This window comes from Anoxybacillus sp. PDR2, from assembly GCF_009834045.1.
GTDB classification, from domain to species: domain Bacteria; phylum Bacillota; class Bacilli; order Bacillales; family Anoxybacillaceae; genus Anoxybacteroides; species Anoxybacteroides rupiense.
This window is the reverse complement of sequence record NZ_CP047158.1, coordinates 102501-124396: the sequence shown is the minus strand read 5'-3', so window position 1 is coordinate 124396 and position 21896 is coordinate 102501. Positions and strand designations below refer to the sequence as shown.

Here is a 21896-nt window from a genome sequence, read left to right as displayed (position 1 = left end):
TATATAGATATATAGCCGGATGCCTCCACATTAATTCCCAAGTGAGCAGGTGATGATCCTGCTTCGTCCGATTTCGACGGTCAGACAACCATAGTTTTTTACACATACCATCCATTTCATCTTTGTATTGATGCCGTACAAGGACAACAAAGTGAATCGATTTTATTTGACTGATACGATAAGTGCTGTAAAGATGAAAAAGCCCGCTATCATTAGCGGGCTTTTTCATTCCACATAAAGAAAAGAGAAATTACTTCACTTCTACGCTAGCGCCAGCTTCTTCAAGTTTAGCTTTGATTTCTTCAGCTTCTTCTTTAGAAACGCCTTCTTTAACTGGCTTTGGAGTGTTGTCAACTAAGTCTTTTGCTTCTTTTAAGCCAAGACCAGTAAGTTCACGCACAACTTTGATAACTTTGATTTTTTGCGCGCCGCCATCTGTAAGAATAACATCGAATTCTGTTTTTTCAGCAGCAGCTTCGCCACCAGCAGCACCGCCACCAGCAACTACTACAGGAGCAGCAGCAGTTACGCCGAACTCTTCTTCAATTGCTTTTACTAAATCGTTTAATTCTAAAACTGTCATATTTTTAACCGCTTCAATGATTTGTTCTTTCGTCATTGTAATATTCCTCCCTTAATATCAAGATGTTTAGCATTGTTTTTCAAATGGGCTAAGCCACTATAAGATTAAGCACCTTGTTCTTCTTTTTTCTCTGCAACTGCTTTTGTAACAAGCGCGAAGTTGCGGATAGGAGCTTGAAGAACGCTAAGCAACATAGAAAGCAAGCCTTCGCGAGAAGGAAGATTAGCAAGTGCTTTCACTTCTTCAACTGTAGCTACGTTGCCTTCAATAATTCCTGCTTTAATTTCCAACGCTTCATGCGCTTTTGCAAAATCGTTTAGAAGCTTGGCTGGAGCTACTACATCTTCGTTACTAAACGCGATCGCATTTGGACCAGTAAGTACTTCATCTAACCCTTCTAAACCAACTTCTGCAAGCGCACGGCGAGTTAACGTATTTTTGTATACTTTGAACTCAATACCAGCTTCGCGAAGCTGTTTGCGAAGTTCAGTAACTTCTGCTACGTTTAGACCGCGATAGTCTACAATAATAGTTGATTTGCTTGCGCGGAATTTCTCTGCGATTTCTGCGACTACTTGTTTTTTGAGTTCGATTGCGCTGCTCATTTTCACACCTCCTGTAGAAGATAAGATGAAATACCACTTATACCGTTCATAAGAAAACCTCCATGCCACGTAGACATGGAGGTACTGTAAAGCACCACAAGATGCACTTTGCTTTCTATAAACAAAACACCTCGGTAGGAAGTTAAGCTCATGCCGAGCACCTACTGTCTACGGTACAAATGATATTCTCTTTTCAGACAAGTTTTATGATACTAAATGACTGCCCGAAAGTCAACAGCCACTTATTTTGCAACAGCAAATGTTGAAGGATCGACTTTGATGCCAGGTCCCATCGTTGAAGTTACTGTTACATTTTTTACATACGTGCCTTTAGCAGCAGCAGGCTTCACTTTTAAAATTGTTTCGTAAATTGTTGTGAAGTTGCCCACTAGCTTTTCGTTATCAAACGAAATTTTGCCAATTGGCACATGAATGTTTCCAGCTTTATCAACACGGTACTCTACTTTACCAGCTTTGATTTCTTTTACCGCTCTTGCTACATCAAATGTAACTGTTCCTGTTTTTGGATTCGGCATTAATCCTTTAGGTCCTAGGATACGACCTAGCTTACCGACTTCACCCATCATGTCAGGAGTAGCTACGATTACGTCAAAATCAAACCATCCTTGTTGGATTTTGTTGATGTACTCTGTATCGCCCACATAATCTGCTCCCGCAGCTTCAGCTTCTTTTGCTTTTTCTCCTTTTGCAAATACGAGCACGCGTTGTACTTTACCTGTTCCATGAGGCAACACAACGGCCCCGCGAATTTGCTGATCCGCTTTTTTAGGGTCAACCCCTAAACGGAAAGCAACTTCTACAGTGGCATCAAATTTCGCAATGCTTGTTTTCTTCACTAATTCAATTGCTTCAGTTACAGAATAAGCTGTATAGCGGTCCACAAGCTTCGCCGCTTCTAAATATTTTTTTCCTCTTTTAGCCATTTGAATTTCCTCCTTATTGTGGTTTTAGCGGAATAACCTCCCACGAATAAAGGTTGCGAAACAGATTATTTCTGTACTCGCAACCTTCAGCAGCCAGATACCATAACACGATTAGTCTTCGATAACAATTCCCATGCTGCGTGCGGTACCTTCCACCATACGCATTGCTGCTTCAATGCTAGCAGCATTGAGATCTGGCATTTTTGTTTCAGCAATCTCACGTACTTTGTCACGCTTGATTGTTGCTACTTTATTACGGTTTGGCTCACCAGAACCTGACTCAATGCCAGCCGCTTTTTTAAGCAAAACAGCAGCAGGCGGAGTTTTTGTAATAAATGTAAATGAACGGTCCTCGTATACCGTAATTTCAACAGGAATGATCAAACCTGCTTGGTCAGCTGTACGAGCATTGAATTCTTTACAGAATCCCATAATGTTTACACCAGCTTGACCTAAAGCTGGACCAACTGGTGGTGCCGGATTCGCTTTACCCGCAGGAATTTGTAGCTTTACAACTTTGATTACTTTTTTAGCCACGAGACACACCTCCTTAAGTCCGTGATGTGGTATTAGGGACGTTCCCTCCCACTCATATAAGGTTATGAATAATGCAGCATTTGCATTATTCTTTCGTAAGGCAGGACGTAACCTTTCGCCCTTCTATTTCCTATCATGCTTAAAGCATAGGAAATGCCACTGATTTATCATTGATTATAAAAAAGTTCATATGATCAGCTTGTATCATGAGATACACTGACTATAAAATATTATCACTTTTCCTTTTTGATTGCAAGTTGTTTCAGCAATTATATTTTTTCAATTTGCGAAAAATCAAGCTCTACTGGGGTTTCACGCCCAAACATATTCACAAGCACTTTAACCTTCCGCCGATCCATATCAATTTCTTCAATCGTTCCTGTGAAATTAGCAAAAGGCCCTTCCTTAACCTGTACCGTTTCTTTTAGCTCATAATCAAAATCAAGCTCATTAAGCGGCACGCCCATACGTTTTAAAATTAAGTGAACCTCTTCTTCAAGAAGAGGGGTTGGCTTTGATCCTGCTCCGCTTGATCCGACAAATCCAGTAACTCCTGGTGTATTGCGCACTACATACCAAGAGTCATCCGTCATAATCATTTCAACCAACACATATCCAGGGAATACCTTCCGCTTTGTTACTTTTTTCTTTCCGTTTTTCATATCTGTTTCTTCTTCTTCAGGAACGACAACGCGAAAAATTTTATCCTGCATCCCCATCGATTCTAAACGTTTTTCCAGATTGGCCTTCACTTTATTTTCATAGCCTGAATATGTATGGATAACATACCAGTTTTTCTCCATTGGCTGGGACTTAAACGTCCTTCCCTCCCCTTAAACAGCAATTAAGTTTTATAAGCAAAACAAAAACCCGTTTCCGGGCCTTTTATTTCTACCTTATTATCTTTTATTATACCATAACAAAGCGCCAGTTATTCAAGCACAAAACGAATTAAAGAAGAAATCCCTAGATCCACAACCGCAAAAAAAATGGTCATGAAAGCAACAGTGGCTAACACGGTAATGGTATAATTGACTAACTCTTTTCTTTTCGGCCAACTGACTTTTTTCATCTCACGTGCGACTTCATTAAAAAAATTGATAATACGTTGCATGATTAATAACCTCCAACAACTTAGAGCTGCTTTGCCAGTCATTGGCATGATCGTAAAACTTATTTCGTTTCCCGGTGAATTGTATGTTCATTGCAAGTTTTGCAAAACTTTTTGATATCTAGACGCTCTTGAGTATTTGCGGTATTTTTCATCGTTGAATAATTACGGGTATTGCATTGACTGCAGGCTAATATCACCTTTTTACGCATATGCCTCCCACCGTTCTACGAGATGTCTTTAAAAATTTAACATATCCATCTTTCTTATGTCAATGACAAATAGTGCTTTAGCCTGTTGCCCAGCATGCCCTTTTCATTTATAGACTGATTTCGCGATATTCCAAATATCTTTCCAACTTTCGCTTCACTCTTTGTAAAGCGTTATCAATCGATTTAACATGGCGGTTAAGCTCTTCAGAAATTTCTTGATATGACCGCCCATCTAAATATAGAACAAGCACCTTTCTCTCTAAGTCACTTAAAAGCTCGGCCATTTTAATTTCAATATCATCGACTTCTTCACGATTAATAATCAACTCTTCTGGATCCGTTGCTTTTGTTCCGGAAATAACATCCATCAGTGTTCGATCGGATTCATCATCATAAATAGGCTTATCAAGCGAAACATATGAGTTGAGCGGAATGTGCTTTTGCCTTGTGGCCGTTTTGATTGCGGTAATCATTTGCCGAGTAATGCATAATTCCGCAAAGGCTTTAAAAGAAGTAAGCTTGTCCTCTTTAAAATCCCGAATCGCTTTATATAGGCCAATCATTCCCTCCTGAATAATGTCCTCTTTATCTGCTCCAACTAAAAAATAAGAACGCGCTTTCGCTCGGACAAAGTTTTGATACTTATGAATCAAAAAGTCCAAGGCATCGCTGTCTCCTTGGTGCACCCGTTCGACTAATACTTCATCCTCAAACTGTTCCAACTTTTTCTCATCTTTGCTTTTGAAGCCTTCGCCCACGCCGATCCCTCCGACCGCACAAATCGATAAAATTATTATACAGTACAAAATTTTACAGCGTCAACCTCTCATTTTTCGCCTCTTCGCCATCTTTCGAAAATTCTTGCCACTTCATCTGTTAAAGGAATTTTTGAGACTGGTTTTTGTTCGTGAATGGCTTTTACTTTTTTAGAAATTCCTTGTTCAATTGATTCCATTTCGGTCAAAAGCTCACGAGCCGACTTTCGCAAAGCACCTTGTCCAAAAATCGCCCATTGTTCTGTGTAATCAGAGGTCGCTACATATACTTTTGTCCGAATATTAATTAGCTGCTTTGCAAGCTTTTCAATTCGCTCATCTGCTGTTTCATTCTCTTTTGTAAAAATAACATCTACTTGATAATTGGTATATTTTTTCTCAACGCCTTGTACGAGGTGTGCATCAAAAACAATGATCACTTTATATCCAGTAAATCCTTGGTACTCAGCCATTTTAGAAATTAATACATCTCTTGCTGAAGCAAGATCATGCTCTTTTAATTTGCGAAGCTCAGGCCAAGCACCAATCACGTTGTAGCCATCCACAATGAGAATATCCATAGAGTTATTCTCCTAAAGGATATCGTTTACGGTACACCTCATACATTAATAAACTGGCTGCCACTGAAGCGTTTAGCGATGTCACCTTCCCCTTCATCGGAAGGCGAATTAAAAAGTCACATTTTTCCAAAATCAACCTCCCAATTCCTTTCCCTTCACTTCCAATTACGAGGGCTAAAGGCATTGTTCCATCCAGCTGGCGATAATCGTCTTGTGCTTTGGCATCCGTGCCGACAATCCAAATTCCCCGTTCTTTTAGCTCATCAATCGTTCTTGCTAAATTCGTCACACGGGCAACTGGAATATGTTCAATCGCTCCTGTGGAAGCTTTGGCCACTGTTGAGGTTAAGCCAACTGAACGACGCTTCGGGATAATAATGCCATGTGCTCCGACCGCATCGGCTGTGCGCATAATAGAGCCTAAATTATGAGGGTCTTCCAGCTCATCAAGCATCAAGAAGAAAGGAGGTTCATTTTTTTCTGCCGCACGGTAAAATAATTCATCGATATCATAATATTGGTAAGCAGCTACTTGAGCAATAACTCCTTGGTGATTTCCATCAACCATCTGATCCAGCTTTTTTTTCGGAACATATTGCACAATCACTTTTTGCTGCTTAGCCAGCTCAATGACCGATTGCATCGCTCCCCGCTGCGCCCCTTCGGCAACCCAAATTTTATTTACTTCCCGTTCCGACTTTAACGCTTCTAATACAGGATTTTTTCCGATAATAAGGTCCATTTCTTTACGTCTTCCTTTCTTAGCCTTCAGTAATATCAAATGAATAACGGATGAGCTCTTTCAGTCTTTCCTCATTATTTCCTAAGAAATGATACCCAATCAACGCTTCAAAGGCTGTACTGTATCGATACGTTTGAACATCGGTATTTTTAGGAATTGTAGCTGATTTAGCATTTCTCCCTCTGCGCAAGACCGCTTGCTCTTCCTCCGTTAAGATCGCTTGTTCTAGTAACGCCAATACCACTTTTGCCTGCGCCTTGGCAGAAACATACCGGATGGCTTGCTTGTGTAATTGATTTGGCTTAACGCTTCCTTTGGCAAGGAGGCGATGCCGCACATACAATTCGTAGACAGCATCACCGATATAAGCAAGAGCTAAACCATTAAGCTGTTTTACATCTTTTATATCTACAAAAAAGTCTTTCACACTCTTATCCTCTTTTCCATCTCGTTCCTTGCGGCGTATCTTCTAAAATAATATTTTTTGCTTTTAGTTCATCCCTAATTTGATCAGCTAAGGCAAAATCGCGATTTTTTCTAGCTTCATTTCGCTTCTGGATCAATGCTTCGACTTCGTCATCGAGCAATTCATCCTCTGTTAAAGAAATTCCCAATACACCTAATAGCTCTTCAAACTCATGTATGAAAGCAGAAATGACTTTTTCAGCTGTATTTTTTTCAAGCAAATATAAATTTGCCTGTTTAGATAGCTCAAATAATACAGCAATGGCATTTGCCGTGTTAAAATCATCATCCATCTCCGTAATGAAAACATTGCGGCATTCATTAATCTTATCTAACCATTGCCCATCGTTATCGGTTAAATTGCTGCAGCTCGCAAGACGATGTTTTAAATTAAGGTAGGACGTTTTTAAACGTTCCAATCCGTTCTTTGTGCTTTCTAACAACTCTTGACTATAGTTAATCGGATGACGGTAATGAACAGATAGCATAAAAAAGCGCAATACTTTCGGATCTACTTGCTGAATGATATCGTGTACAAGAACAAAGTTCCCGAGAGATTTAGACATTTTTTCATTATTGATATTAATGTAGCCATTATGCATCCAATATTTCGCAAATGTCTTTCCTGTCAACGCTTCTGACTGGGCAATCTCGTTTTCGTGATGTGGAAATGTTAAATCTTGGCCACCTGCATGAATATCGATAGTATCTCCTAAATATTTGTGCGCCATCGCTGAGCATTCGATATGCCAGCCCGGCCGTCCTTTTCCCCAAGGGCTATCCCAAGCGATTTCGCCCTCTTTCGCTGCTTTCCATAAAGCAAAATCAAGCGGATCTTTTTTCTTTTCTCCAATTTCAATACGGGCCCCCGCTCGAAGCTCATCAACCGATTGATGTGAAAGTTTTCCGTATTCTGCAAACGCTCTTGTTTTATAATAAACATCCCCATCTACTTCATAAGCATATCCTTTTTCGATCAGCTGCTCAATAAATTCAATAATAATGTCAATATTTTCGGTTACACGCGGATGAACATCGGCTTTTCGGCAGCCTAATGCGGATACATCTGCAAAATAAGCCTCAATAAAACGTTCAGCAATCGTTGGAACATCTTCTCCTAATTCTTTAGCCGCCTTAATCAATTTATCATCAACATCAGTAAAGTTCGAAACATATTGCACATCATAGCCGCGAAATTCTAAATAGCGGCGGACGGTATCAAATACAATAGCTGGACGCGCATTTCCAATATGAATATAGTTGTACACCGTTGGACCACAGACATACATTTTTACCTTATTTGGTTCAATCGGTTCAAATTTCTCTTTCTTTCGTGTCAATGTGTTATAAAGCTGAATGCTCATTTTGTGCCTTCCCTTCTTTAAGTTGTTGAATTTCCATTTGTAGCTTTTCAACCTGATTCTCTAGCTCTTTTAAACGATCGGCAATAGGATCCGGTAAATCCGTATGGTTTAAATCTTTGTTCACTCTGACTCCATTATGCACCACGACTTTCCCTGGAATACCAACAACAGTGGAGTTCGGGGGTACATCTTTTAAAACAACCGATCCTGCTCCTATTTTTGAATTTTCTCCAATTGTAATGGAACCAAGCACCTTAGCTCCTGTTGCAATCAAACAGTTATCTTTAATGGTCGGATGGCGCTTTCCTTTTTCTTTTCCTGTCCCACCCAATGTCACTCCTTGATATACCGTCACATTATCGCCAATTTCACATGTTTCTCCAATCACAACACCCATGCCATGGTCGATAAAAAAGCGACGACCGATCTTTGCACCTGGATGAATCTCAATGCCTGTAAAAAAGCGACTAATTTGTGAAATCAGCCTTGCAAGAAAGTACAGTTTCCGTTTATAAAAAGCATGAGCAATGCGATGCGCCCAAATAGCATGTAATCCTGAGTAAGTCAAAATAACTTCTAAATAGCTTCTTGCTGCCGGATCTTGTTCAAACACAACTTCAATGTCCTCTTTCAAGATTTTAAACATCTCTCTCCCTCCTCCTCAGACTTCCAGAATATCGGAATAATAAAAAGCGTCTCTGTGTTTGCAAACACAGAGACGCTCGGACGCGCGGTTCCACTCTGTTTAGCCAAATGAAAAGCTTGGCTCCCTCAGCTCTTATAACGGAAGAGAATCCGCTCCATTCTACTACAGAGCATCTCTGCTTCGAAAGGAGGCTCCGAGGCGCATTTCAAAAGCATTAAGCATGAATCACTTCCAGCCAAGGTGACTCTCTCTGTAATGTTAATGCTTTTTACTTCTCCTCATCTACGCTTTATATATGGATTTGTTAATCATCATATTACAAAAAAGAAAAAATGTTAGTCAATTAGTTTTTCTAAGCGTTGAATCACTTTTTCTTTTCCAAGCAGCTGTATCGCGAGCGGCAGCTCCGGTCCGTGAGTTTGTCCTGTGGTAGCTACACGGATAGGCATAAATAATTTCTTGCCTTTCTGTCCCGTTGTTTTTTGTACCGCTTTAATAGCGGCTTTAATGGACTCTGCATCCAATGTTTCCAGATTTTTCACTGCCTCTAAAAACGCCTTCAATACGGCTGGAACTTGTTCTTCCACTAATACAGCCCGCGCTTCTTCGTCATACTCGACATCTTCTTTAAAAAACAGCTTGGACAATTCTACAATCTCTGCTCCATAGCTCATCTGTTCTTGATATAAAGCAATTAATTGCCGAGCCCATTCCCGCTGCTCTCCGGTCATTTGCGCCGGCAAACAGCCCGCCTTGATTAAGTGAGGCAAAGACAGTTCTACAAGCCGATCTAAATCAAGCTTTTTAATATATTGGTTATTCATCCATGTCAGCTTCTGTTTATCAAACATCGAAGGAGATTTAGATAGGCGAGATACATCAAAAATACGAATGAGCTCTTCCTTCGTAAAGAGTTCTTCTTCTCCTTCTGGCGACCACCCTAATAAAGCAAAAAAGTTAAACATCGCTTCAGGAAGGTAGCCAAGCTCTTTATATTGAGAAACAAATTGAATAATCGATTCATCGCGTTTGGATAACTTTTTGCGCTGCTCATTTACAATCAATGTCATATGACCGTAGCGCGGTGGCTCCCAACCTAAATACTCATAAATCATCAACTGTTTTGGCGTGTTCGATAAATGTTCTTCGCCGCGAAATACATGAGTAATCTTCATTAAGTAATCATCTATGACCACCGCAAAGTTATAAGTCGGAATTCCGTTAGCTTTGACGATGACCCAGTCACCGATATCTTTTGATTCAAACACTACTTTGCCACGAACCATGTCTTCAAACTCGTATACTTTCCCTTCAGGTACTTTTATACGCAATGTATACGGCTTGCCTTCCGCCTCCAACTGCTGTACCTGTTCAGGCGTTAGATGACGGCATTTGCCACTATATTGCGGTGCTGCAATTCCCGCCGCCTTTTGGGCTTCACGTTCTTGCTCCAATTCTTCGGGCGTACAGAAGCATTTATAGGCATATCCTTTTTCTAATAGCTCATTTGCATACTGACGATATATATCAAGACGCTCTGTCTGGCGATAAGGTCCATATCCTCCATCTTTGTCTACCGATTCATCGTAATCAATGCCGAGCCATTTTAAATTCTCCAATTGAGACTGCTCTCCGCCGGGCACATTCCGTTCGATATCAGTGTCTTCGATTCGCACAATAAATTTCCCATTATGGTGGCGAGCAAACAAATAATTAAATAGAGCTGTGCGCGCTCCTCCGATATGTAAATGGCCAGTCGGACTCGGCGCATAACGCACTCTTACCTCTTGTGACATGTTAAGACCTCCATCAACATTTAACTGTGTATCGTTATTTTAACATTATACCACCACAAAGTTAAGCCATTATTGCCTTTGCAATAAAACAACCGCTTGAGCAGCAATGCCTTCTTCACGCCCAGTAAATCCAAGTTTTTCTGTCGTCGTCGCCTTCACATTTACTTGAGAGCGCTCCGCTTCTAATAACTCAGCCATTCTCTCTATCATTTGTTCAATATAAGGAGCCATTTTCGGTTTTTGTGCAATAATGGTACAGTCTAGATTGGCAAGCTTATACCCCTCTTTCTTAACGAGGTTCCAAACTTGCTGTAGCAATCGCGCGGAGTCGGCATCTTTATATTGTTGATCCGTATCTGGAAAATGCGTCCCAATATCGCCAGCACCAATGGCTCCTAAGCACGCGTCTGCCACAGCATGCAACAACACATCTGCATCTGAGTGACCAAGCAATCCTTTTTCATAAGGAATGCAAACACCGCCAATTATTAAAGGGCGGCCTGTTACTAATTGATGAACGTCAAATCCTTGCCCTATCCGAAACATATATTCACCTTGCTTCCTTTAATGATAAAATCGCTTCCGCAAATAGTAAGTCATCTGGCGTTGTTAATTTAATATTTCGATAATCTCCCTCCACAATTTTCACTTTTTTTCCCATCCGTTCAACAAGACTGGCATCATCTGTTCCGATATACCCTTCTTCCTGTGCCCGTTTATGCGCTTCTAAAACAAGGGAAACACGAAAAGCTTGTGGAGTCTGTACAGCCCACAAGCTAGAGCGCTCCACCGTTTCCTCAGCCATTCCATTCCTAACTTTTTTAACGGTGTCTTTCATAGGTACAGCGGGAATTGCCGCACCATGCTCTTGCGCTTCCTTCACTAATTCGTGTATTTTTTCTAGCCTAATAAACGGGCGGGCACCATCATGAATGAGGACAATCTCACCTTCTTTAACTGCCTGCAACCCATTGTAGACGCTATGTTGCCGTTCGATGCCACCACTGACGATCGAGATCACTTTTTTGATCCCGAACTTTTTCAGTAGCTCAACAAACAGCGGTCTTTCCGTTTCGTTTACTACCATAATAATTCCGCGACAATCGTCATCTTGTTCAAACACCTTTAACGTGTGTATAATGACAGGCTGATGCTGCAATTCAATAAGCAGTTTGTTCATGCCAGCCTTCATTCGCTTTCCCTGTCCTGCTGCCGGAATGACTACTTGATATAACATATGACTTATTCTCCTAGTCTACACTTATAATGCCTTTTGGAGAAGCTTGAGCTTCGCAAAAATCATTCTCCCTGCTGAAGTTTGTAACACACTAGTGACTAAGACGTCAACCCGTTTGCCTATATAATCTCTGCCATCTTCGACAACAATCATCGTTCCGTCATCTAAATAGGCAACGCCCTGGTTATGCTCTTTTCCATCCTTAATGACTTGTACATTCAATTCTTCTCCCGGTAAAACAACCGGTTTAACTGCATTGGCCAAGTCGTTTATATTCAGGACTCTCACATTTTGCAGTTCACAGACTTTATTTAAATTGAAATCGTTCGTCACGACCACTCCTGATGTTAATTTCGCTAATTTCACTAGCTTGCTGTCCACTTCCTGAATGTCATCAAAATCGCCTTCATAAATCTCTACTTTCATTTCCAATTCTTTTTGAATGCGATTCAAAATATCAAGCCCGCGGCGGCCGCGATTTCGCTTCAGTACATCTGAGGAATCAGCAATATGCTGTAATTCTTCTAGAACAAAACGAGGAATAACAATCGTTCCCTCTAAAAATCCTGTTTGGCAAATATCAGCAATTCGTCCGTCAATAATCACGCTTGTATCAAGAATTTTTAAAGTACTGTTTTTTTGCTTGTCGCTTTCTTCTTCTGTTCCTTTTTTCTTAGACATGCGACTAGAAATGGAAAATAAATTCATCAACTCATGGCGTTTCTTAAATCCTACCTGAAACCCTAAATAGCCAAGCAAAATCGTTAAAAAAACTGGCAGCACGGTATTAACGACTTGAAATTGAAATGCTTTAAGCGGCATCACCACTAAAAATGCAACAAACAATCCAAAAATTAACCCTAAGCTTCCAAACAAAATATCTGTGACAGGTGCTTTTACCAGAGATTCTTCAATCCAGTGAATTAAACCCACTACATAATCAACTAGCCAAAAAGTCATGATAAAGAAAATAAGTGCTCCCAAAATCGCCAGCATATATGGATTGTTAAAAAATGAAAGATGATGGATATTCAGCAGTCGAAATATATTCGGAAGAAAAATAATTCCTAAGGTCCCTCCGACGACTAAGAAAAATAATTGGACTACTCTCTTTAACATCATACTTTCACCTCCTCAACTACATTATAAACAGTTTCCAATGTTTGAAACCAATGATAACACAGTTTTTAATCTTTTTTAAAAATTTGATACATGTTTGTAACGTTTATTCATACAGATTTTCTGTCTCCTAACGTGTATTCCAACGCTTCAGCGACATGAGACACCCCGATAATTTCCACTCCTTTTGGCGCCAGCCATCCTCCCAAATTATTTTTTGGAATAATAATACGATGAAATCCAAGCTTTACTGCTTCTTGAACTCGCTGCTCGATACGAGAGACTCGACGTACTTCTCCTGTCAGCCCCACCTCTCCGATGATGACATCTGATGGATTCGTCGGCAGATCGCGAAAGCTGGAAGCAATGCTTACAGCGATGGCTAAATCAATAGCTGGTTCATCTAATTTGACTCCCCCGGCTACTTTTAAATAAGCGTCTTGGTTTTGCAGAAGCAACCCAACTCTTTTTTCTAGTACAGCCATCAGCAATGATACGCGGTTATGGTCAATTCCCGTCGCCATTCTTCTTGGATTGCCAAAGCTTGTTGGGGAAATTAACGCTTGAATTTCCACGAGCACGGGTCTTGTGCCCTCCATTGACGCTACTACCGTTGATCCTGCCACTCCGCTTGATCGTTCTTCCAAGAATACCTCTGAAGGGTTTTCAACCTCTAGCAGCCCCGTTTCTCTCATTTCAAAAATACCAATCTCATTAGTCGATCCAAATCGATTCTTCACTGCTCGTAAAATTCGGTACGTATGATGGCGCTCACCTTCAAAATACAAAACTGTATCTACCATATGCTCTAAAATTCTCGGTCCAGCAATGGAGCCTTCCTTTGTTACATGGCCGACAATAAAAATCGCAATTCCTTTTGTTTTAGCGATTCGCATCAATTCCCCTGTACACTCCCTGACTTGAGAAACGCTGCCGGGAGCTGATGTAATCTCGGCTCGATAGATCGTTTGAATGGAATCAATTACTACAAAGTCAGGTTGAATTTCTTCAATCGCTTGATGAATATATTCCAAGTCTGTTTCTGATAATACATACAGCTCATTAGCGGAAATGCCCAAACGGTCAGCACGCAGCTTCGTTTGCTTGACTGATTCTTCCCCGGAAATATATAGCACCTTATATTGATTCAACGCCAATTGTGCAGACACCTGCAAAAGAATGGTTGATTTTCCGATACCAGGATCACCGCCGATAAGAACGAGAGAACCTTTAACGATTCCGCCACCTAACACGCGATTAAACTCCGCAAGATCCGTTACCATTCTTGGCTCCTGTGCTGTTGCTACGGTTGTAATCGACACTGGCTTGGATATAGAAGAAGGAGCAGTATGAACAAATACTCCCCTTGCTGCTGGTTTTCCTTTCTCAATTTCCTCAATCATAGAGTTCCACGTCTGACAACCTGGACACTTTCCCATCCATTTGGCTGATTCATATCCGCATTCTTGACATACAAATTTCGTTTTCTTTTTCATAACAGCTAATTCCTCTCTATTCGCAAATGCAAAAAGAAGGTATGCGCCAATCTACTTCTGCCGCATACCTTGCTGCCACCTTTTACTGAACGGTTTGTTCTGATAAAACTACAAATTCTCCGTCTTTGACATCTACAATGACTTTTTGCCCTTTTGTGATCGTTCCTTTCAACAGCTCTTCAGATAAGCGGTCTTCAATGTGTTTTTGTAAAGCTCGGCGCAATGGACGAGCACCATATTCTGGGTCATGTCCTTCTTCAGCAATTTTTGCAATCGTTTCTTCCGTCAATTCTAATTCAATATCTTGCTCTGTTAAACGTTTTACAAGCTGATCGGCCATAAGATGAACAATTTTTGCTAAATGTTGTTTTTCTAATGAGTGGAATACAATAATTTCGTCAATACGATTCAAAAACTCTGGACGGAACGCTTTTTTCAATTCATCCATGACTTTACCCTTCATGTCTTTATATTTCTGGCTTTCATCTTGAACATTAAAGCCTACATACTTATTTCGTTTCAGGGCATCAGCTCCCACATTGGATGTCATAATCACAATCGTATTGCGGAAATCAACCGTTCTTCCTTTTGAATCTGTTAAACGTCCGTCTTCTAATACCTGCAGAAGAATATTAAATACATCTGGATGTGCTTTTTCCATCTCATCCAATAAAACGACCGAGTATGGTTTACGGCGAACTTTTTCTGTCAATTGTCCTCCTTCTTCATATCCGACATATCCAGGAGGAGAACCAACAAGTCGAGAAGTAGAATGCTTCTCCATATACTCGGACATATCGATGCGAATCAACGCATCCTCATCTCCAAACATCGCTTCTGCCAGTGCTCGTGCTAACTCTGTTTTTCCTACCCCAGTTGGTCCAAGGAAGATAAATGAACCGATTGGACGCTTTGGATCCTTTAATCCTGCACGGGCGCGTCGGACCGCCTTCGCCACTGCTTTCACTGCTTCTTCCTGTCCAATCACTCGCGAATGCAAAATTTCTTCAAGCTTTAACAACCGTTCTGTTTCTGTTTGCGCCAATTTCGATACAGGTATTCCTGTCCAGCTAGATACAACCAAAGCAATATCCTCTACTGTTACTTCCGAATTTTCCTGACCTTGCTTTTCTTTCCAAGCGCGTTTTGTTTCTTCTAATTCCTCACGCAAACGTTGTTCCGTATCGCGCAATGAAGCAGCTTTTTCAAATTCCTGACTCTGAACAGCAGCGTCTTTTTCTTTACGAACCTCTTCTAACTTTTGTTCCAACTCTTTTAAATTAGGAGGAGCGGTAAAAGAACGAAGACGCACTTTTGAGCATGCCTCATCAATTAAATCAATGGCTTTATCTGGGAGAAAGCGATCTGTAATATATCGATCTGATAGCTTCACTGCTTGAATAATTGCTTCATCAGAAATCGAGACACGATGATGCGCTTCATATCGGTCACGTAACCCTTTTAAAATTTGAATGGACTCTTCAACAGTCGGTTCATCAACATAAATTGGCTGGAAACGACGTTCTAGCGCAGCATCCTTCTCTATATATTTCCGGTATTCATCTAACGTTGTAGCACCGATACACTGCAATTCACCACGAGCTAATGAAGGTTTTAAAATGTTTGAAGCATCAATAGCTCCTTCCGCTCCCCCTGCGCCGATGAGCGTATGCAGCTCATCAATAAATAAAATAATATTTCCTGCTTGACGAATTTCATCCATAACTTTTTTCAAGCGGTCTTCAAATTCACCGCGATATTTGGTTCCGGCAACAACTGTCCCCATGTCTAACGTCATGACTCGCTTGTCTCGTAACGTTTCAGGAACTTCATTATTGACAATTTGCTGCGCCAATCCTTCTGCAATCGCTGTTTTACCTACACCGGGTTCACCGATTAATACCGGGTTGTTTTTCGTGCGTCGGCTTAATACTTCAATTACACGTTGAATCTCTTTACTTCTTCCAATGACAGGATCTAAGCTGCCTTCGCGAGCAATGGCTGTTAAATCGCGAGCAAGACTGTCTAACGTCGGTGTACTCACATGGGAAGCACTGCCTTGGTGTCCGGAAACAGACTCATTGCTTCCCAATAGTTGTAACACTTGTTGACGTGCTTTATTCAAGCTTACTCCTAAATTATTGAGAACACGAGCGGCGACTCCCTCTCCTTCACGAATTAAGCCAAGCAAAATATGCTCTGTACCTACATACGAATGTCCAAGCTTTCTGGCTTCATCCATAGAAAGCTCAATCACTTTTTTGGCACGTGGCGTATAATGAATCGTTTGCGACACCTCATGTCCTCGACCAATCAATGCCTCTACTTCCTTCTGAATCTTTTCTGGTCCTAACCCCAAAGCAATTAAAGCTTTAGCGGCAATCCCTTCCCCCTCGCGAATCAATCCAAGCAAAATATGCTCCGTGCCAATGTTATTGTGACCAAGACGTACCGCTTCTTCTTGAGCTAAAGCCAACACTTTTTGCGCCCGTTCTGTGAATCTACCGAACATCATTTTCATCACCCTCCATTGCTTTTCGTTCTTCCATTTTTAAACGTTCTCGAATCAAAGTAGCTCGAAGAACATCCCGTTCATTAGGTCTTAATGCTCCGCCAGCATATTGCTGCAAGAATCCCGGCTGCATTAAAATCATCAGCTCATTTAGAATGCTCCGAGAAATGTTTTTAATATACCCTAAATCAATTCCCAAACGTACATCCGATAAACATTGGGCCGCTTCCTTCGATTCGATAACACGGCAATTGGTCAAGATGCCATAGGAGCGAAAGACTCTGTCTTCTAATTGTATGTTTAAAGTTTTGACTAATGCCTCTCTTGCCATTCTTTCCTGAGCAATTAATTGTTGAACAACACTTTTTAAATCCTCCACAATATCTTCTTCTGATTTGCCAAGCGTAATTTGATTTGATATTTGGAATATATTCCCTAAGGCCTCACTTCCTTCTCCATACGTTCCTCTTACCACTAATCCTAGTTGGCTAATGGCTGGAATGATTTGGTTCATTTGCTGTGTTAGAGTCAGAGCCGGTAAATGCATCATTACCGATGCTCTTAATCCTGTTCCTACATTTGTAGGACAGCTTGTTAAATAACCTTTCTTTTCATCAAATGCGTAATTGACATGCATTTCAATCCAATCATCCAGCGCATTGGCCATCTCTAAAGCTTCTGTCAGTTGCAGTCCTGGAAATAAACATTGAATACGAATATGGTCCTCCTCGTTAATCATAATGCTTACCTCTTCATTTTCCGACAGCAAGCATGCTCCGAATGGGCAATCTTCCGCTAAATGTGGACTAATTAAATGTTTTTCAACCAATACCCTTTTTTCGATCGTTTGGAGCTCATTCATTTTTAAAAGCTCAAATCTACCAACTACAGGATGTGATTGGCGTGCAAATGTCTGTTCAAATTGCTGTACGATATGCTGGGCTTCTTCGTTGCCAAAAACAGTGGGAAACTGGTAATCTACAATATTCCTTGCAAGCCGAATCCGACTGCTCAATACAATGTCTGAGTCCGGACCTTCTTGGTTCATCCAAGAGCTTACTGCTGTATTCAAAAACTTCTCAAGCGACACAATCAGCCCTCCTCCCCATGTTTACTTACACGTGATTCAAGCAAACGAATTTGATCGCGAACTTCAGCTGCTTTTTCAAACTCTTCTCTGGCAATAAGCTCTTGCAGTTTTTGTTTTAAATGAGCGATTTGTTTACGAATATAAATACTGCCACCGATTCGTCTTGGAATTTTCCCTGCATGAGTAGTATTGCCACTATGAAGCCGTTTCAATATCGGCTGCAGCTGTTTAGCGAATGTATGATAGCAATGAGAGCAACCAAAACGGCCAATTTTGGCGAATTGGTTATATGTCATGTTGCAGCGTTCACATTGCAAAATTTCAATGCTTTGAAATGCATTTTGCTTGGCTCCCTTTGTAGGAGCTTCAAAATTTAATAGACCTGCCAATAAATTTTGCAGAGAAAATCCTGCATTTCCATGAAACATAAAAACGTCCCCGTGCTCTTGAGCACAGTGTTCGCAAAGATGAAATTCTGTCTTTTCACCATTGATAATTTTCGTAAAATGCATCGTGGCCGGTCTCTGCTTACATTCTTGACATATCAAAGATCTCACCTCTTTCTATTTATACTTCAAAGACATTAACATGGCTTTTAACATTCTAGCTCTCAACTCATCTCTTTGAGGCAAGTCAATATATAAAACAGATCGATCCATTACGCTCAGCATAATATTTGCCTCTCGTTCAGAAATGACTTTTTCTTCAACAAGTCGGCGAATAATATCCTCTGCACTCGATTGACTGACATGATGACGAATTAAAGATAATAGCTGATCAATTAATTGCGATTCATTTTTTGTTTTCACTTTTATAATTCGAATATAGCCTCCACCGCCGCGCTTGCTTTCTACAATATAGCCTCGTTCCAAAGTAAAGCGTGTATTAATGACATAATTAATCTGTGAAGGAACGCACTGAAATTTATCGGCGATTTCACTTCGTTTAATCTCAACAATTTCTTGTTCACTCATATTTAAAACTTGCTTTAAATATTGTTCGATAATATCAGAAATGTTTCTCACCCTACCCCTCCTTGCTTAGGTAGTTGACTTTGACTATATTTGACCTTAATTTTACTATATAGCAGATATAAAAAAAATGCAACAAACAAGAGCAGATAATCATATGATTGCCGATTTTCCGAATTTAAAACAAAAGCAGTATGAATTAATTCGATAACATATGCTAAAAATCCTTTATATCAAGAAAAAAGTTATAATTATGAAGCAAGGACATATCTCAACATGACACATGCTCAAAGATCCATCTTTGAAGCAGTAAACCATTCAACGATGGAAACAGACACCAGCACTTTTTTAGAGTTTTCGCATGTGCAGCAAAGCATATTCAATCCGTAGAATATGTCAATTAAGCTGTTTTTGAATGAGAGAGAAGCACAGGAACCAAGGAGTTTGACGTGGTCATTCACATGATTTAACGTTTAATATGCTCGAGGATATGATATGGGGTGAATAGAGGTTCAAATTTTAATCAGTGAAAACCAATCGTATCGAAAAAACGAAATGTACAATTTTATTGTGAATATGTCGCAAAGCGCATCATAAATGCATAAAGACATATAAAACCCACTCACTCCCTTGAAAATCCTATACAGCGACCAATAAGCTCCAAAGAGTGGACATTATGCGTTCTAATTTGATTAAAGAACATGCATGTAGGAGATGAAATCTCTTTTGATGCATTCTTCCAATAGATCCATCGGCTTTCTTTGTTTGGCACGCCGTATACAACAGAGAGGCCGCCGATTTTAAAAAGGCATTACTCAGGTGCTTATTTTTAAAAACGTATTTTGCGCTCGATTCGTTGCGAGAGTTGATGTGAGTCCTTCAGTGGTTTGATTATTGTCGCCGCCTTTGTGGACTAACAGCGTTCTGTATGTTTCGACGCTTTCTCGTACAAAACAATGGTTTCAAGAGCAAGAGTTTCCGGAATCTCATGCTCAACTGCTTATGCATTTAAGTGTCAAGCAGCCTTCAGCTGTGTGGATTGACAATATGGCACTCCGAAGCAGCCCCTATGATTCTCAAATGAGGGGAAGGATGATGCCCACTCTTATCACTTGTTTAAGGGCTATCAACTTTATACAGGTATCACCGCAGACGAAATCGTGGTCTCCCATATGCTTACCAGAGGTTTTTTGAGCTCTCAAAGACTGGAACATTCGGTTTGCTTTAGGAGATGCCGCCTATGACAGCAAGAAGGTTCAAACTATCGCCCGCCGAGAACATAGGAGTGTTTTTGGGTCACCTCGAAATCAAAAGAACGAATATGACTCCAGGGTTGTTGAAGGTGACATTTGGAAAACAGTTATGGGGCTTGCATACCAACATTGAACGAATAGGCCATCAGCTCAAAATGAAAGGACAAGGATCAGCATGAGTTATGGAGGTTATCGCCATCCGTTGCATGGTCAATAGTATATTTTTATTTAGCAACACCATCATTAGTAGTGTAAAGCATTTACAGATGGTTTCAATATATTAAACAAAAAAGCATGTTTCATTATGAAACATGCTTTTTATATACAGCCTAGCAACGTCCTACTCTTGCAGGGGCGTTAGCCCCAACTACCATCGGCGCTGGAGAGCTTAACTTCCGTGTTCGGGATGGGAACGGGTGTGACCTCTCCGCCATCGTCACTAGACTATTCGAAGGATGGTTCCTTCAAAACTAGATAACAGATCAGAAAAGAAAGGATAGGCGGTGCTTTTCTTGGTGTCTAGCTCCCCTTTTCGTATTGTCTAGTTCCGCAAGCTGCATCCTACGGTCGTTTCCGCTTCTTCTGTCCCAGTCTCCTGACTTGTCCGTCAGAAGCTTGAACGCCCTATGGATGCAAGCGAGCTTGCTCCCCTTTTCGTATTGGTTAAGTCCTCGATCGATTAGTATCCGTCAGCTGCACGTGTCGCCACGCTTCCACCTCGGACCTATCTACCTCGTCATCTTCGAGGGATCTTACTTGCTTATGCAATGGGAAATCTCATCTTGAGGGGGGCTTCACGCTTAGATGCTTTCAGCGCTTATCCCTTCCGCACATAGCTACCCAGCGGTGCCCTTGGCAGGACAACTGGTACACCAGCGGTGCGTCCATCCCGGTCCTCTCGTACTAAGGACAGCTCCTCTCAAATTTCCTGCGCCCGCGACGGATAGGGACCGAACTGTCTCACGACGTTCTGAACCCAGCTCGCGTACCGCTTTAATGGGCGAACAGCCCAACCCTTGGGACCGACTACAGCCCCAGGATGCGATGAGCCGACATCGAGGTGCCAAACCTCCCCGTCGATGTGGACTCTTGGGGGAGATAAGCCTGTTATCCCCGGGGTAGCTTTTATCCGTTGAGCGATGGCCCTTCCATGCGGAACCACCGGATCACTAAGCCCGACTTTCGTCCCTGCTCGACTTGTAGGTCTCGCAGTCAAGCCCCCTTCTGCCTTTACACTCTTCGAATGATTTCCAACCATTCTGAGGGAACCTTTGGGCGCCTCCGTTACTCTTTGGGAGGCGACCGCCCCAGTCAAACTGCCCACCTGACACGGTCTCCCACCCCGATCAGGGGTGCGGGTTAGAACTTCAGTACGACAAGGGTGGTATCCCAAGGGCGACTCCGCCAAGACTGGCGTCCTGGCTTCTCTGTCTCCCACCTATCCTGTACATGACGTACCAAAATTCAATATCAGGCTGCAGTAAAGCTCCACGGGGTCTTTCCGTCCTGTCGCGGGTAACCTGCATCTTCACAGGTACTATAATTTCACCGGGTCTCTCGTTGAGACAGTGCCCAAGTCGTTACACCTTTCGTGCGGGTCGGAACTTACCCGACAAGGAATTTCGCTACCTTAGGACCGTTATAGTTACGGCCGCCGTTTACTGGGGCTTCGGTTCGCACCTTCGCTTTGAGCTAAGCGCTCCCCTTAACCTTCCAGCACCGGGCAGGTGTCAGCCCCTATACTTCGCCTTTCGGCTTCGCAGAGACCTGTGTTTTTGTTAAACAGTCGCTTGGGCCTTTTCACTGCGGCTCTCTCGGGCTCAACACCCAAGAGAGCACCCCTTCTCCCGAAGTTACGGGGTCATTTTGCCGAGTTC

Annotated in this window: 22 protein-coding genes, 2 rRNA genes and 2 other annotated features (1 of these 26 only partly in view); all 24 genes read right to left on the bottom strand. The window is 41.5% G+C overall.

What is annotated here, in order from left to right:
- Nucleotides 1-250: 250 nt before the first annotated feature.
- Nucleotides 251-619 carry a 50S ribosomal protein L7/L12 gene (gene rplL / locus GRQ40_RS00655; RefSeq protein ID WP_044744073.1) on the bottom strand — a complete coding sequence of 123 codons (369 nt, stop codon included), beginning with the start codon at nucleotides 617-619 and terminating at the stop codon, nucleotides 251-253.
- Nucleotides 620-687: 68 nt separating this feature from the next.
- Nucleotides 688-1188: a 50S ribosomal protein L10 gene (rplJ, locus tag GRQ40_RS00650; RefSeq protein WP_044744074.1), complete on the bottom strand. Its 501-nt coding sequence runs from the start codon at nucleotides 1186-1188 to the stop codon at nucleotides 688-690.
- A 42-nt stretch (nucleotides 1189-1230) separates the two neighbouring features.
- Nucleotides 1231-1380: a sequence feature (ribosomal protein L10 leader region), on the bottom strand.
- Nucleotides 1381-1430: 50 nt separating this feature from the next.
- Nucleotides 1431-2132 carry a 50S ribosomal protein L1 gene (rplA, locus tag GRQ40_RS00645; protein ID WP_066150214.1) on the bottom strand — a complete coding sequence of 234 codons (702 nt, stop codon included), beginning with the start codon at nucleotides 2130-2132 and terminating at the stop codon, nucleotides 1431-1433.
- Between the two features lie 111 nt (nucleotides 2133-2243).
- Complete coding sequence (gene rplK, locus GRQ40_RS00640) at nucleotides 2244-2669, bottom strand: 50S ribosomal protein L11 (RefSeq protein WP_027410223.1); 426 nt, start codon at nucleotides 2667-2669, stop codon at nucleotides 2244-2246.
- 269 nt (nucleotides 2670-2938) lie between these two features.
- The gene (gene nusG / locus GRQ40_RS00635) at nucleotides 2939-3472 is read right to left on the bottom strand and encodes a transcription termination/antitermination protein NusG (protein WP_044744076.1); all 534 of its coding nucleotides are present in this window, start codon (nucleotides 3470-3472) and stop codon (nucleotides 2939-2941) included.
- Between the two features lie 128 nt (nucleotides 3473-3600).
- Nucleotides 3601-3783: a preprotein translocase subunit SecE gene (gene secE / locus GRQ40_RS00630; protein ID WP_044744077.1), complete on the bottom strand. Its 183-nt coding sequence runs from the start codon at nucleotides 3781-3783 to the stop codon at nucleotides 3601-3603.
- A gap of 59 nt (nucleotides 3784-3842) precedes the next feature.
- On the bottom strand, nucleotides 3843-3992 hold the full coding sequence (gene rpmG, locus GRQ40_RS00625; RefSeq protein WP_080862215.1) for a 50S ribosomal protein L33: 150 nt from the start codon (nucleotides 3990-3992) through the stop codon (nucleotides 3843-3845).
- Between the two features lie 107 nt (nucleotides 3993-4099).
- Nucleotides 4100-4750, bottom strand: coding sequence for an RNA polymerase sporulation sigma factor SigH (sigH, locus tag GRQ40_RS00620; protein ID WP_066150211.1), 651 nt, complete (start codon nucleotides 4748-4750; stop codon nucleotides 4100-4102).
- A gap of 68 nt (nucleotides 4751-4818) precedes the next feature.
- Entirely contained in the window at nucleotides 4819-5328 is a 510-nt protein-coding gene (locus GRQ40_RS00615; protein WP_066150205.1) for an NYN domain-containing protein, read from the bottom strand.
- 4 nt (nucleotides 5329-5332) lie between these two features.
- Nucleotides 5333-6070 carry a 23S rRNA (guanosine(2251)-2'-O)-methyltransferase RlmB gene (rlmB, locus tag GRQ40_RS00610; protein WP_066150202.1) on the bottom strand — a complete coding sequence of 246 codons (738 nt, stop codon included), beginning with the start codon at nucleotides 6068-6070 and terminating at the stop codon, nucleotides 5333-5335.
- 19 nt (nucleotides 6071-6089) lie between these two features.
- Nucleotides 6090-6497 (bottom strand): Mini-ribonuclease 3, encoded by a 408-nt coding sequence (locus GRQ40_RS00605; protein WP_231734667.1) that lies wholly within the window; start codon nucleotides 6495-6497, stop codon nucleotides 6090-6092.
- 4 nt (nucleotides 6498-6501) lie between these two features.
- Nucleotides 6502-7899: a cysteine--tRNA ligase gene (gene cysS / locus GRQ40_RS00600; protein WP_066150199.1), complete on the bottom strand. Its 1398-nt coding sequence runs from the start codon at nucleotides 7897-7899 to the stop codon at nucleotides 6502-6504.
- On the bottom strand, nucleotides 7880-8545 hold the full coding sequence (gene cysE, locus GRQ40_RS00595; protein WP_066150196.1) for a serine O-acetyltransferase: 666 nt from the start codon (nucleotides 8543-8545) through the stop codon (nucleotides 7880-7882). Before cysE ends, cysS begins: the two co-directional genes overlap by 20 nt.
- 65 nt (nucleotides 8546-8610) lie before the next feature.
- Nucleotides 8611-8839, bottom strand: a binding site (T-box leader).
- A gap of 41 nt (nucleotides 8840-8880) precedes the next feature.
- A complete protein-coding gene (gene gltX / locus GRQ40_RS00590; RefSeq protein ID WP_080862214.1) occupies nucleotides 8881-10341 on the bottom strand; it encodes a glutamate--tRNA ligase in 1461 nt (486 codons plus the stop codon).
- A 69-nt stretch (nucleotides 10342-10410) separates the two neighbouring features.
- A complete protein-coding gene (gene ispF / locus GRQ40_RS00585) occupies nucleotides 10411-10887 on the bottom strand; it encodes a 2-C-methyl-D-erythritol 2,4-cyclodiphosphate synthase (protein ID WP_044744084.1) in 477 nt (158 codons plus the stop codon).
- 4 nt (nucleotides 10888-10891) lie between these two features.
- Nucleotides 10892-11578, bottom strand: coding sequence for a 2-C-methyl-D-erythritol 4-phosphate cytidylyltransferase (gene ispD / locus GRQ40_RS00580; protein ID WP_066150190.1), 687 nt, complete (start codon nucleotides 11576-11578; stop codon nucleotides 10892-10894).
- A 24-nt stretch (nucleotides 11579-11602) separates the two neighbouring features.
- Nucleotides 11603-12697 carry a PIN/TRAM domain-containing protein gene (locus GRQ40_RS00575; protein WP_044744093.1) on the bottom strand — a complete coding sequence of 365 codons (1095 nt, stop codon included), beginning with the start codon at nucleotides 12695-12697 and terminating at the stop codon, nucleotides 11603-11605.
- 110 nt (nucleotides 12698-12807) lie between these two features.
- The gene (gene radA, locus GRQ40_RS00570; RefSeq protein WP_066150187.1) at nucleotides 12808-14193 is read right to left on the bottom strand and encodes a DNA repair protein RadA; all 1386 of its coding nucleotides are present in this window, start codon (nucleotides 14191-14193) and stop codon (nucleotides 12808-12810) included.
- An 82-nt stretch (nucleotides 14194-14275) separates the two neighbouring features.
- Nucleotides 14276-16708: an ATP-dependent protease ATP-binding subunit ClpC gene (clpC, locus tag GRQ40_RS00565; RefSeq protein ID WP_066150184.1), complete on the bottom strand. Its 2433-nt coding sequence runs from the start codon at nucleotides 16706-16708 to the stop codon at nucleotides 14276-14278.
- On the bottom strand, nucleotides 16695-17795 hold the full coding sequence (locus GRQ40_RS00560; protein WP_066150182.1) for a protein-arginine kinase McsB: 1101 nt from the start codon (nucleotides 17793-17795) through the stop codon (nucleotides 16695-16697). Before GRQ40_RS00560 ends, clpC begins: the two co-directional genes overlap by 14 nt.
- A gap of 2 nt (nucleotides 17796-17797) precedes the next feature.
- A complete protein-coding gene (locus GRQ40_RS00555) occupies nucleotides 17798-18343 on the bottom strand; it encodes a protein-arginine kinase activator protein McsA (RefSeq protein ID WP_044744089.1) in 546 nt (181 codons plus the stop codon).
- Nucleotides 18344-18358: 15 nt separating this feature from the next.
- On the bottom strand, nucleotides 18359-18820 hold the full coding sequence (locus GRQ40_RS00550) for a CtsR family transcriptional regulator (protein WP_044744090.1): 462 nt from the start codon (nucleotides 18818-18820) through the stop codon (nucleotides 18359-18361).
- A 1526-nt stretch (nucleotides 18821-20346) separates the two neighbouring features.
- Nucleotides 20347-20463: ribosomal RNA gene (gene rrf, locus GRQ40_RS00545) — 5S ribosomal RNA — on the bottom strand.
- A gap of 215 nt (nucleotides 20464-20678) precedes the next feature.
- A 23S ribosomal RNA gene (locus GRQ40_RS00540) occupies nucleotides 20679-21896 on the bottom strand (it continues 1711 nt past the right edge of the window).